The organism is Plebeiibacterium sediminum (genome assembly GCF_026013605.1).
Lineage (GTDB): Bacteria > Bacteroidota > Bacteroidia > Bacteroidales > Marinilabiliaceae > Saccharicrinis > Saccharicrinis sediminus.
The window spans coordinates 16,354-31,133 of record NZ_JAPDPJ010000019.1 but is presented as its reverse complement, the minus strand read 5'-3'; the positions used below and the strand labels follow the sequence as shown (position 1 = coordinate 31,133).

Genomic DNA, 14,780 nt, shown 5'->3' with positions numbered 1-14,780 from the left:
GATAAACAGTATTAAAAATGAATAAGTTAACAACATATATTACAAGTGCATTAGTAGCCTTTGCCTTGTTTTCATGTAGCGATTATCTTGATAAAGAATACGACCTTTCGATGTCGGAAGAACAAGTATTCTCTAATAAAGATAATACGCGAGGCTTTTTGGCTAACATATATACCAATTTGCCGGACGGATTTAGTGGTTATACTAATGGTCAGTTTTTAGGTGCATCACGTGATTGTATGACTGATAATGCCGTTTCTTACTGGAACGTGCATTATTATCATGGTGTATTATCTGATAGTTACGATGCTACTAATCACCCTTTACTTGGATTTTGGAACAGCAATGTAAGTGCCATCAGAAAAACAAATCAGTTCCTAAAAAATGCCAGAGAAGGTGTTGTTGGGAATGCTGTTAAAGATGGTGATGACAACAGACTATTTGACAGATATTTAGCAGAAGCTCAATTGCTTCGTGCCATTTTCCATTTTGAATTAGTTCGTTGGTTTGGTGATGCTCCAATCATTGGCGAAAACGAAGAAGGTACACCAATTGTATTTGACTTGGGAAATCCGGGAGCAATGAATATGGAGCGTACAAATGCTGCAGATGCTTTAAAATGGGTTGCTGATCAGTGTGACTTAATTAAAGATGAACTTCCATTCAGATACTCCAATGAAGTGGTAAATTGGGGTCGTGTGAATGGTGCTGCTGCATATGCTCTAAAATCAAGAGCATTGCTATATCGTGCATCTGCATTAAACAATCCAAATAACGATGCTTCATACTGGGCAGATGCAGCTCAGGCAGCAAGAGATTTTCTTAATGCAAATAATCAGTCAAGCAATCCATACCGTCTATACGAAACTGGAAATCCAGACAATGATTATTACGAATGTTTTGCATCTGATGCTCCAAGATTGAATAACGAGTTTATTTTATCCCGTTCTGCATGGCGTACAAATGCAATTGAGTCATTCCTTGCTCCTTGTGGTTTTAGTGGTTCTCTAAACTCTGTAGGTCGTACAAATCCTACTCAAAACTTAGTAGATTGTTACGAAACTGCTAATGGTTTACCTATTGATGAAGATCCATCATACGATCCACAAGATCCATATGCAAATCGAGACCCTCGTCTTGAGCAAACTATTCTTCACCATGGATCTATGTGGGGAGATATCGAAAACGAAGAATATCGTATGGTAGATGTTTCTTCTCCTGACGGTGTAGATTATCAGGAATTACACGGAGGTACTTTAACTGGTTATTATACAAAGAAATTCCTTCATAACATTTCTTTTAAATTGGGTACTGCTAAAGACCACGTATTCCCAATTTTCAGATTTGGAGAGATTCTATTAAACGCTGCTGAAGCTATTAACGAATCTGAAGGTCCTGGTGCTGCTTATGCGTACATCAATCAACTTAGAGCTCGTGTTGGAATGCCTGCTTATTCAGGTATGACAAAAGCTGAATTACGTGAAAGAATCAGAAATGAAAGACGTATTGAACTTTGTTTTGAAGATCATAGATTCTTTGATGAGCGTCGTTGGATGATTTTTGAAGATCAAACAATTACTTCTGAAACAGGAAATCCATATTATAAACAATATTATAACCTTTATGGAGTAACTGTTACAAATCCTGAAAATCCTTCATTTGAATACAGAAAAGCTGAAGCACACCCTACCCGTTCTTTTACAAGTCCTAAAAACTATCGTTTTCCTTTACCAGATAGCGAAGTTAAAAGAGCGCCTAACTTAGGTCAAAACCCAGGTTGGGAATTAGGTCAAAGTTCAGAGAATTAATACTAGATAGCTTTTTTTAATATTAAAACCGCAAAGGATGTTTTATCCTTTGCGGTTTTTTTTTGCGATATTTTGTGAAGAAACAATCCAATCTGACGTCCAAATTTCCACTCATATAAATCACTGTATACAAACACATTATACCCTTATAAACTAATGTATTTTAAATCTGTTTATTTTATAAACAATAATATTATCTATATCTCTACATGAAATAAAATATAGTCCACCTAAAACACTTAATTATTAGCTTATTTTGATATTGTGAAATAATAAAAGATAGTATAAATCGATCACAACAAGGTATATCTATTCAAAGGAGAGAAAGAAGTTTACAGTGGGTTGTTGTGGCATTTTAAATCAAAATTTATAGATGAAAAAAAAATTATTTTTAATCTTATTTGCATCCATATTTATAGCATATGGATGTTCAAAAGATAGCGATACACCAGACGACTCAAAAAAAACTGAGGAAGAGGAAAAAGAAGAAGAGATGTTTCCTGATTATGTTGCGCCAACATATGCTGATGATTATGCCTCCATTGCATCATGGGATTTAAGAGCTCGTTGGAATCTGGCAAATGTACATGACCCTTCTGTTGTTTATGATGGTAAATACTATTACATGTATGGAACTGATGCTTCGTATGGAAATGCACATGATGGACATGGACACTTTTTATATAGAAAATCAGAAGATTTGGTAAATTGGAAATTTGAAGGCATGGCAATGTCTCAAACTCCGGAATGGGTTGTGGATACACTAAACGATCAACGTTCAAGAGTAGGATTAGATCCTATTACAAATCCGGTTTTTGGTCACTGGGCACCTTCTGTTCGTAAAGTTGGCGACAAATACAGAATGTATTACAGTATTGTTGTTGACAACTATATTGGAAACGGACTACCAAATACCGCTGAGAACTTTGATTACACCTGGACCGAAAGAGCCTATATCGGAATGATGGAATCAACCAGTTTATTGATGAATACCTGGGAAGACAAGGGAATGGTAGTTTGTTCGGTTTCTGACAGAGGTAACGATTGGTCAAGAGACTCAAGAAATGACTGGAGTGGATATTTTAAGTTTAATGCCATTGACCCTTCCTATATTGTTACTCCTGAAGGTGAACACTGGTTGATTTATGGTTCATGGCATAGTGGAATTGCTGCTATTCAACTAGATGCAGAAACAGGACTTCCTTTAAACGAATTTGATATCAATAATGAATCAACATGGGGAAAACCTCTTTATACAAGATCTTCAGGTTCAAGATGGCAAGCTTCTGAAGGACCTGAAGTTGTTTACAATGAAAATACAGGCTATTACTATATGTTTTTAGCTTACGATGAACTTTCTGTGGCATACAACACCAGAGTTTGTAGATCAAGAAATGTAGACGGTCCTTATTACAGTTATGATGGTAGTGATATTACAAATGGTGGCGAAATTTATCCAATCATCACGCATCCATACGCTTTTAAAAATCATTCTGGCTGGGTTGGTATTTCTCACTGTGGTGTATTTCAAAATGAAACTACCGGTGAATGGTTTTACTCTTCGCAAGGACGTTTACCTGCAAATACAGGAGGCAACGCCTATAGTAACGCGATTATGATGGGACAAGTAAGAAAAATCCGATGGACAGAAGATGGATGGCCTGTGGTAATGCCTGAGCGCTACGCTGCTGCTCCTGAAAAAGAAATCAGTGAAGATGAATTATTGGGTTCTTGGGAGCATATTACGCTTAACTATTCATTCCAGAATCAACAAACTTCTGTTTCCTTAAATTTATCATCAGACCACAAAGCTTCTGGTGCATTAACCGGAACATGGTCATTTGATGCTACGAAAAAAATCCTGACTATTGGTTCTACACAACTTTGTGTAGAAAGAGAATTAGACTGGGAGGCAGACCCAAGAGAACTTACCATTGTATACTCTGGTATATCTGGTAATGGCAGATCTTTATGGGGTAAGAAAGTAAACTAAAAAAAAGCTTTGATTATATCAAAAGAGGATAGCCAGATGGTTATCCTCTTTTTTATGTTTTAGCATTTTAAAAGTGCTTAATCAACATATGATGATGGCGAAGTATTGAAGAACTTTTTAAATACGCGACCAAAGTATTTAGGATCATTAAAACCTACCATAAAGGCAACTTCTGATACCTGATGCTTTTTACTTTTTAATAAAACTACCGATTTTTTAAGTCTGTACATATTCACATATTCCGTAGGCGAAACATTTGTCAAGGCTTTCAATTTTTTATACAATAAACTTCTACTCATAAACATTTTTGAAGAGAATGTTTCAATATCAAAAGCCGGATTGGTATAATTTTCTGATATAACCTGGTTTAATTTATTCATAAAGTCATCATCCAACGAGTTTGTTTTAATCTCTGCTTGATCTTCTTTATGTTCCATCTGCTGATACCGTTGAGCTAACTTCTTACGATTCTCTATTAAACTACTGATTTTAGCCTGTAAAACGTTCAAATTAAATGGCTTCGAAATATAATCATCGGCACCATATTCCAATCCCTCAACAAAATCCTCTTCCTGCCCTTTTGCGGTTAGTAATATTACCGGAATATGACTTGTATGAATATTGTTTTTCAATTGCTTACACATTTCCAAACCACTAACTTTAGGCATCATTACATCACTTACAATTAAATCAAAATCTTTCTCCAATGCCATTTTATACCCTACTTCTCCATCAATTGCAGTCTGTACATGATAAGTCCCACTGAGTGATTCAGCTAAAAATTCACGCAAATCACTATTGTCATCTACAACCAATAACCGAGGTTTAGCTTCATCCAGATTGTCTTCCACTTCTTCTTTTAAAAATGTCTGCTCGCTCCCTTTAGGATCCTTTAAAAGTTCAATTCGTTCTTTTAACAAAATCTGATCTGAGCGCTCTCCTGTTTGTATCTCATGCTCTGGAAAATCCGCCTCTTCAATGGGTAATATTACTTTAAAGGACGAACCCTTATTAATTTCACTATCCAAGCTGATTGAGCCATTTAGCACTTCAATCATTTGCTTTGTGAGAGATAGTCCTATTCCGGTTCCATAGGTTGTATTACTCTCATTTGAAGTATCCCTGTAAAATCTCTCGAAAACTTTATCCTGCTTTTCTTTATCTATTCCAATTCCATTATCCTGAATATTAATTAGTAACTGCGATTTATTAAATTCATTCTTGATTTTAGTTACCCAAATTGAAACCACTCCACCTTCTTTGGTATACTTAATCGCATTAGATATCAGGTTAAATAAAATGTTTTCCAGCTTACTGATATCATACCAGGTATCTTCAAGGTTATAATCTATCGAAACATTAAACTTTATCTTGTTTGATTCTGCAAGTTCTCTGAAAGAATCTGCAATTTCAGATATAAATTCACCAACATTGCCATGTGTTAACGTGATTTTCACCTTGTCTGCTTCATACTTTCTAAATGTGGTAATCTCATTGGTTAGCATCAATAACCTCTCTGCATTTCTTTTAATGTACTTTACAGCATTTACCACATTATCTTTCGTAAAAGAAAAATTATTACTTAAAATTCTTTCTATTGGAGAAATGATCAAGGTAAGAGGCGTTCTGAATTCGTGAGATATATTAGTGAAAAACTGCATCCTCATCTGATGAATGGATTCCACCTCTTTATTTAAGGCAATTAATTGATCTCGTTGAGAAATAATCTCTCCGTTTTGCTGTTCTAACTGCGACTTTTGAATTTCGAGCTGCGTTTTTTGTTCCTCAATTTCTTCTTGCCGCGCCGCCAATTGTTTATTGTTGGCTCGTAAAGTTAAGGCATTCTTTTCCAGCTGGTCGTTCTTCTCTTTGATCTCAAGCGTCCTCTGTTTAACAATCTGCTCCAGTCTTTTCTTTTGTTGAGAAATTCTAAAGGAACGATACCTGATATAAGCTGAAATAAGAATGGCCAATAAGAGTATTAATAAAAACTGAAACCATTTGGTTTTCCAAATCGGTGGTTCCACTCGGATAAGTACCTCCGTAGGCTCACCAATCCATTGACCATCCAAATCTGTTGACTTTACCTTAAAGGTATATGCTCCCCCATTTAAATTTGTATAAGATGCAATTCTTCTGTCGGCATCTACATATACCCAATCCTTATCCACACCTTCCAATAAATAAGCATATTTTACTTTAGATGACAGATAATAAGGTAAAGCTGAGAATTCGATACTAAAAACATTGTCTTTATAGGATAATTGAATGGAATCTGTATTGAAAGTAGCCTTTTTCAGAGGCATGATTCCATGAAGTTTTTGTCCCGCTGTTACATCTGAGTTATAGACTTTGAGTTTTGTAATATAGGTTTTTGAACTGTAAGGGTAATTCTCTATGCTATCCGGATGGAAATAATTCAATCCATTAAGTCCTCCAAAATAGATATAATCATTATTGGCTTTATAGCCTGCTGACCAGTAATACTGATCATTTCTTAATCCATCTTTAGAATAATAATTGATAAACCTCAATGAATCCAGATTAAAACGAGATAGTCCGTTTTCTGTGGTTATCCATAAATCATTATTCTTATCTGAAATTATTTTATAAACCACATTATTGGCTAAGCCATCCTTTTCTGTAAAATTCTGAAAAGAAAATGTACCATTAATTTCAGGTACTGCCTTTGCGATTCCTTTTCCATAGGTTCCAATCCAGATATTTCCTTCTTTATCTAAATCAATACAAGTAGTATAATTGTTAGGCAGAGTACCTAAATCATTAGATTCTTCGAAGGCAATTATATCATAAACACTTAATTGTATTTCTCTTTTGTAGTTAATCAAATCTGATTTAAATCGAAATAATCCATTGGTTGTCCCAATCCATAAAAATCCTTCATTATCTTCCTGAATACTACCAACCTGCCAGGCATCCTCTTTATTTCTGCAAGTTAATTCAATTGGTACAAACACATCTTTTATTGGATTATAAATCGCTAATCCTCCCTGAGTTCCTACCACAAGGGTTCCATTTTTACATTTATAAAAACAGGCTATATTTTCGTTAGGAAGTCCTTGTTCTGTATGATAACTTATAAAATTTTCACTATTAATATCCAACAATTTCTGAACCCCCATTCCCCAGGTTCCAATCCAATATTCTGAATTTTTATCTTCCAAAATATAGGTTACAAAATTACTTTCTATTGCATTGTCATTATTTAACTCTGTTTTGTAACGAATCACCATGTCGTTGTTCTGATCATATCGAACCAAACCTTCACCAGCTGTTCCTATCCATAAGTTATTTTTACTATAAAGAATCGCATTTATAATATTATGATTAAAATTCTTAAACCGTTCACTTTCGGGTAAAGCCTTGAATTTCTTTGTAAATGTATAGAAGTGAACCAAGCCTGTTTTTTCAGTCCCAACCCATACATTTCCAATATCATCTGTATATAATGAACTAATAAAAACATCGTGATCTTTATTCAATGATGATGGAAATAACTCAATCTCCTGAAAAGAATCCTTTTCATCATTGTAAACACACAGTCCTCCTAAAGTACCAATCAATATCTGACCTTCTACACTCTCTACAATACTTGTAATACTATTATGAGGTATTGTTGTTGCATCTAATGGAGCATAAACATAATGCCTAACTTGTTTGGTTCTACTGTTTAATACATAAAGTCCTTCTTCTGTTCCAACCCACATCTCTGAATCTGTGCTATATATTGTTTGAACAGCTACATTTTTAAATTCGGTATTCTTACTGTCTAACTTTACAAAAGTGCTAGTTGCATCATCAAACACATAAACACCATTGTTAGTTCCTACATATACTTGGTTATCCTTTCCTATTTCAACATACGAAGCTTTTATATTCAAATCATTATTAAAGTATTGTTTTTTAATTCGTATGTTACCTACTTTATTATTGTTGTTTAACTCATAAACACCATTATTTTGAGATACTACCCATATGGATTTTTCGGAAACTTCAAGATGTAATATTTTTGAATTAAATAATTCTTTTACATTTTGATCAAAGATGACTTCAAACTTATTGGTTAAAGCATTGAATATCTGAACCCCTTTTGGTGTTGTTAACCATAAAAGATGGTTTTTACCGGATTTTATATCAAGAATACGATCATCATTTAAAGTTCCGGATTCTTTTGAGGTAGTGTAATAAACAAAATCATAACCATCGTATCTGCATAATCCATTATCCGTTCCAAACCACATAAAACCATAAAAGTCCTTTTCTATGCAACGAACCGTATTCTGCGGTAATCCATTTGAAACAGTAATGTACTCCAGCGTTGCGGGACTAAATATTAATGCTGTTACTTGAACAACAAAAACCATCAGAAATAAAACCAACGAACAAACTACTCTCGTATATTTTTGCAACATAATTTTGTAGACGAATGATTAAGGGTAAATCTTTTATTAACAACAACTACCCTTACTTGTATTCTCAACACATACTTTCAGAGTAATTAATTTAATGATACTAAAAATATGCGTAACATCATTGAATTATTCCTTTAAAAATGCGGTAAACAACCACTTTTTCTGTGCTTTACAGCAAAACGTATTTAATCCTAAACAGCTCCTCATCAACAAAAAAATGAAATTCCCGAACAAGCAGACTTTAAATCGACACCCTTTTTAACCATTATTAATATTTAAAAGAGGTTTCATGTATATTTTGAGAGGTAAAATTCCCGTTTTATTGCATTTTTAGATTATTCCATGTCTTTAATAATAAAGATATCTCCAGTGTTCACTCAATTTATTTATAAAATCAGGGGGACTTATATTTAAAATTAAGCGGATTTTAGAATACAAAACAGACCTCTACATCAGGCTGCTACACGGATTCAACAATTTTCACCATAAACAATTCCTTTTTACAACGCCCCAAAAACCGCACTATACAAGGATTACAGCAGTTCACCACTTCACACCCCCATTCAAATACAGTTAAATCAACATATATCCGCCATTTAAAAACTTAACTGACCGTACTTTCTATACAAGCACAATACATTTGTTTAACATTATTTCACATGCTTTAATTGTTATTAATTATCAAATATCTAGTTTATGAAGAAAAAACTGATTAATCTGTTAATGCTCGTGTTACTATCACTAATACCTCTACATGGTATGGCACAACATACTATATCAGGTAATGTAACAGATGCAAATGATGGTAGCCCGCTGCCAGGAGTAAATGTTGTAGAAAGTGGTACTACTAATGGTACTATTACCGACATTGATGGAAACTACACACTTTCTGTTTCTGATCAAAACACAAACCTTATATTTTCCTTTATTGGTTATACAACACAAGAAATAGCTATCGATGGGAAAATATCAATTAACATTTCTCTATCACCGGATGTATTTGGGATAGATGAAGTTGTTGCTATTGGTTATGGTACTCAAAAGAAATCAGATTTAACAGGATCTATTTCAATTGTGGATACCGAAGAAATGGCAAAAGTTGCCACAAACGATGTTGGTAAAGCACTACAAGGTAAAGTTTCTGGTATCTCAATTCAAAGTTCAGGAGATCCGGGTGCCGCACCAAAAATTAAAATTCGTGGTATTACCTCTTTTACTAACAATGATCCTTTATATGTAATTGATGGAGTATTTGCACCTGCAAACGATATTCCAACAGAAGCTATTGAATCAATACAAGTATTAAAAGATGCTTCTGCTGCGGCTATTTATGGTTCTCGTGCAGCAAATGGTGTAATCATCATTACTACCAAGCGAGGAAAAAAAGGAGCTATGGATATCTCGTACAGTGGTTACTATGGTATTCAGGATGTTACTAAAAGATATGATGTGGCTAACAGAGAGCAATATCAAACTTTAGTAAATGAAGCTACAACAAATGCAATGGCTTATGAACAATATGCTAACGACTTGTATATCTACCCTGCAAATGATCCTAGTAATCCAAACTATGTAAACGATGTGGATACAGATTGGCAGGATGAAATGTTTAAAACCGGTCATATTAGCAACCACACACTTTCGTTAAGTGGAGGAAATGACGTGTCTAACTTTAGTGTGAACCTGAACTATTATGATCAAACAGGTACTGTTGAAGGTAATGGCCCTGATTACAAAAGATACGGTATTATGGTTAACTCTGATCATAAATTAGGTAAATTAAAAATTGGTGAATCGTTACACTATACCTATGCTGATCAATCATTAATGACTTTCCTACACACAGGAACAATGTTATCTTATGTTGCATCTGCAATTCCTACATTACCGGTAATTGATCCATCAACAGGAACATATTCTGCTGCCAGTGCCGATTTACACGGAGCCTATTCTGCTAACGTTGTTGGTATGAACAATACACTTGAAAGTAATACAGACAGATACCGTTTTATTGGTAACGTATATGGTGAATACGAAATTATCTCAGGTTTAAAATATAAGCTAAGCTTAAGTTACGAAAGAACAGATTGGAAAGATTTCCACTTTGAACCTACCTATGAGTTAGGATGGTTTGCCGGATACAGAAACTCTGTTGCAAAAATGGATGATAACAGGGGTTATGGTTATACTACTACTCTTGAACAGACTTTATCTTATAATAAAACTTTCGACAGATTTTCTGTTAATGCTTTACTTGGACAAAGTGCTCTAAACTCATTACAATCCCGAATATACGGACACGCAGAAGGTTTTTCTGAGCCTTACTTTAAACAACTTAGTAATGGTGAATCAAGAACAAGTAGTAGTGACGAATACCAGTCCCGTTTAACATCTTACTTTGGTAGACTTATTTTGGGGTATGATGATAAATACATGGTAACAGCTACCTTACGTCGTGATGGATCTTCAAGATTTAGTCCTAAAAACAAGTGGGGTAACTTCCCTTCTATTGCAGTTGCATGGAAAGCACATAGAGAATCATTCTTAAGCTCAAGTGACCTTATCAGTCAATTAAAACTAAGACTTAGTTATGGTATATTAGGTAACCAAAATATTGGTGATTACCGCTATCAAGGATACATTAACCCTTATGCAAGTTATGTATTAAACGGAAATCCGGTTGCTGGTGCTGCTCAATTTATTCCAGCTTCAAGTGCTATTAAATGGGAGCAATCAAAAACAACAAACATTGGTGTTGATTTAGGTCTATTTGAAAACAGAATTTTATTTACTGCAGAATACTACGTAAAACAAGTTGACGATCTATTGGGAACTATTCCTACTCCAACACATTTAGGATGGTATGAATGGGAGTCTCCTGTACGAAATGCTTTATCAGTTAAAAACCAAGGGGTAGAATTAAACGCTACTTACCGTAAAGCTGAGGGCGAATTTACTTATAGCATTAACGCAAATGTTTCAACTCTTAAAAATGAAGTATTATCACTAGGTGAAGGAATTAACCCAATTGATGGAAACTGGAGTAGAACCGATGTAGGAACTGAAGTTGGTGAGTTATATGGTTATGTTGTTGAAAAAGTTTTCCAAAGTAAATCTGAAGTTGATGCCTTAAATGCACTGGCTCCTGATGGTTATTATCAAGAATTATTGACTGATGCCGGAGACTTTAAATTCAAAGATTTAAACGGTGATAATGAAATTAACGAACAAGACCGCACATACATTGGTAGTGCTATTCCAAACTTATATTATGGTCTTAATTTCTCTGCTCAATACAAAAACTTTGATTTCACACTTTCTGCTCAGGGTGCGAGTGGTAACAAAATTGTAAATACAATTGGTAATGGTTTACGTTCAGGTGCCGGACTAGAAAATATGAGTACAGATCTATTAGACAGATGGACACCTAGCCAGACAAACACTGGTAGAACACGCATTATCAGAGATGATCCGAACAAAAACGGAAGAGCAAGTAATTACTGGCTTGAAAAAGGAGATTTCCTTAAAATTTCAAATATTGAATTAGGCTACAACTTACCTAAGTCAACACTTGATGTGATTCACCTTTCTTCTGTTCGTTTATACGCATCACTTCAAAATGCAATAACATTTACAGGCTATACTGGTTACGATCCGGAATTTAACAACGACGGTTTATTTAACCGTGCAACAGACAATGGTGCTGAAGCAAATAAATCATTTACTGATTTTTCTGGTGGATTACCTACTCCTAGAACAATTCTTTTTGGTGTTAAAGTGAAATTTTAATTAATCAATAAATAGCTTTTATATGAAACTAAAATATATCATAATTCCTATATTAATTTTATTAGTAGGATGTAAAGAAGAATGGTTGGAGTTAAGTAACCCCAACTTACAAACCACGGAAACCTTCTGGCAAAAAGAAGCGGATGTTAAAGCAGGTGTGAGTGCTGCCTATATGGGTCTGTTATACGATGGTACATTTTTACGCTTTGCGCCATTTGCATTAAACCTTAAAGGCGACGATATTCAAAGTTTTAGTCCGTGGCCAGTTTTAAGTTTAACAGGTAAATTTAGTTTAGCCGGCGATCCTATTATGGCACAATGGCCCTGGACTTCATTTTACGGAGTAATTAACAGAGCTAATCAGGTTCTTGAGAACATCGACAATGTAGATTTTGCTTCAACAGCAACCTATAATCAGTACAAAGGTGAAGCTTTATTTTTAAGAGCACTTTCTCATTACTATTTAGTGTCGTTTTATAATAACATTCCATTAGTAATGAGAACTTATCAGGGCGATAGTGATTTATATCCAACGCAATCTTCTCCTGCTGATACCTGGGCTGCAATTATTGCAGATTTTACTGAAGCAGCAAGTTTATTGCCTACAACTTACGATGAAACAAACCTTGGTCGTGCAACAAAAGGTGCTGCTTTAGCTTTTGCAGGAAAAGCTTACTTAATGAACCATGATTATTCAAACGCTTCAGCTTTATTAAAGCAAGTAATTGATTTGAATATTTACGATCTTGTTGATAACTATGCGGACAACTTTACCATTTCAAATGAAAATAACATTGAATCTATTTTTGAAATTCAATTAGACAGAAGTGTTGGAGGTACTGTTCTTGGATGGGTAAGTCAACCAAGTGCCAACTGGTCAAAAACTACTGCTCACGCCATTACTTTTGCGCCTACTCCTTTCGGTTTTGGAGATGCTGCAGCAACACAATGGATTTATGATGAGTATATGATTGAAAAGGATATTGATGGAAACGTTGACCCACGAGCTCTTGTGAGTATGAGTTACGACGATCCGGAATGTACAATGTATGGAACTCCTTTTCGCGAAGCTTTTGATGCATCAAGATGGAACTCTGTTTTTATCAGAAAATATACAAATGCCTATTCTTCAGAAAGAGCCAACGAAACAGACTGGCGATCTGATATCAACGAAAGAGTAATGCGTTATGCTGAGGTATTAATGATGTATGCTGAATGTCAGTATGAATTGGGTAACCCTGGAGTTGCAGCAGACTATATTCAAATGGTTCGTGACAGATCTAACTTACCAGATATTTCAGATGCAATAGCAGCAATGGGTAGCGAAGATTTCTACAGTCAATTATCTCATGATAAAGTTCTTGAGTTTGCTTTTGAAGGCATTCGTTTTGAAGATATTGTTAGATGGGGATGGTTATATGATACCAACAGGTTAAATGAACTAAAAGCTCACGATTCTGAATTCTCAGGATATATAGCCGGACGTGAATATTTCCCTATTCCTCCAGCGGAATTGGATAAAAACCCGAATTACGAACAGAATACTGGTTGGTAGAAAATAATACATTATTATAAGGTAAGTGCCTCTGTGCGCTTACCTTTTTTATTGTACAATAACTAACTCTTCCTATCCTCTAACCACCGTTCTCTACATTGTAGTAGAAAAGACCAGGCATTTCAAATACAATTACTGTTTTTTCTATATCTTACTTTCGAATATAAATATACACCCTCTAATTATGCATATGAAGAACGTAGTAAGTATCATCCTATTCCTATTTTTGGTATCAGTAAATATTAATTCACAAAGTATAATCGTTCACGATCCTGTAATGATTCAGGAAAATGACACCTATTATTTGTATTGTACTGGATGGGGAATTAGTGTATGGTCATCTCCGGATATGAAAAACTGGACCAAAGAAGAACCTGTATTTAAAGATGCCCCACAATGGGCTTTAGATGCAGTTAAAGGATTTAAAGGACATATTTGGGCACCTGACATTGCTTATTTTAACAATCAGTATTATTTATACTACTCAGTTTCTGCTTTTGGCAAAAACACCTCTTGTATTGGACTTGCCACAAATAAAACTTTAGATCCTAAAGATCCTGAATTTAAGTGGGTAGATCATGGAAAAGTAATACAATCCTTTCCTGGCAAAACCAACTGGAATGCGATAGATCCAAACTTAATTGTTGCTGAAGATAACACACCTTACATGACATTTGGATCTTTTTGGGATGGACTTAAAATGGTACAACTTTCATCTGATGCAACAGAAGTTATAAGCAATTTAGATGATATCCCGACTATTGCATCACGCAAAAAATCATCTGATGATCCAAATCCGCCAGCAGTTGATAACAATCCGGTTGATGCAGGTGCAAATGCTATTGAAGCTCCTTTTATCTTTAAAAAAAGAAAATACTATTACCTTTTTGCTTCCATTGATTATTGCTGCAAGGGAATAAACAGTACATACAAAATGATTATAGGTCGCTCTGAAAACATCAAAGGTCCGTTTATCGACAAAGAGGGAAAAGATATGGCCAAAGGAGGAGGATCAATTGTATTACAAGGAAATGAAAACTGGTACGGAGTAGGCCATAATTCTGCATATACATTTAATGGTAAAGATTACCTTGTATTTCATGGTTATGATGCTAAGGATGAAGGAAAACCAAAACTAATTATTTTGGATATGCAATGGGATAATGAAGGATGGCCTGTTGTAAACAAAGAGAATTTATAAA

General features: G+C 34.7%; 6 protein-coding genes. 5 read left to right on the top strand and 1 reads right to left on the bottom strand.

From position 1 onward, the window contains the following. The first annotated feature begins 17 nt into the window (after nt 1-17). Both OM075_RS10005 and OM075_RS10000 read left to right on the top strand, forming a co-directional pair. Nucleotides 18-1,808 carry a RagB/SusD family nutrient uptake outer membrane protein gene (locus OM075_RS10005; RefSeq protein ID WP_301190367.1) on the top strand — a complete coding sequence of 597 codons (1,791 nt, stop codon included), beginning with the start codon at nt 18-20 and terminating at the stop codon, nt 1,806-1,808. 373 nt (nt 1,809-2,181) lie between these two features. Continuing rightward, nucleotides 2,182-3,801: an arabinan endo-1,5-alpha-L-arabinosidase gene (locus OM075_RS10000; RefSeq protein WP_301190366.1), complete on the top strand. Its 1,620-nt coding sequence runs from the start codon at nt 2,182-2,184 to the stop codon at nt 3,799-3,801. Nucleotides 3,802-3,878: 77 nt separating this feature from the next. On the opposite strand, the gene OM075_RS09995 is transcribed toward OM075_RS10000, so the two are convergent. Further along, nucleotides 3,879-8,234, bottom strand: coding sequence for a two-component regulator propeller domain-containing protein (locus tag OM075_RS09995; RefSeq protein WP_301190365.1), 4,356 nt, complete (start codon nt 8,232-8,234; stop codon nt 3,879-3,881). A 696-nt stretch (nt 8,235-8,930) separates the two neighbouring features. Between OM075_RS09995 and OM075_RS09990 the strand changes: the two genes are divergently transcribed. From OM075_RS09990 to OM075_RS09980, 3 genes are all read left to right on the top strand, one after another. Further along, nucleotides 8,931-12,023 (top strand): SusC/RagA family TonB-linked outer membrane protein, encoded by a 3,093-nt coding sequence (locus OM075_RS09990; RefSeq protein WP_301190364.1) that lies wholly within the window; start codon nt 8,931-8,933, stop codon nt 12,021-12,023. A gap of 22 nt (nt 12,024-12,045) precedes the next feature. Next, nucleotides 12,046-13,578 carry a RagB/SusD family nutrient uptake outer membrane protein gene (locus tag OM075_RS09985; protein WP_301190363.1) on the top strand — a complete coding sequence of 511 codons (1,533 nt, stop codon included), beginning with the start codon at nt 12,046-12,048 and terminating at the stop codon, nt 13,576-13,578. Nucleotides 13,579-13,768: 190 nt separating this feature from the next. Continuing rightward, the gene (locus OM075_RS09980) at nt 13,769-14,779 is read left to right on the top strand and encodes an arabinan endo-1,5-alpha-L-arabinosidase (RefSeq protein WP_301190362.1); all 1,011 of its coding nucleotides are present in this window, start codon (nt 13,769-13,771) and stop codon (nt 14,777-14,779) included. Nucleotide 14,780: the final 1 nt, after the last annotated feature.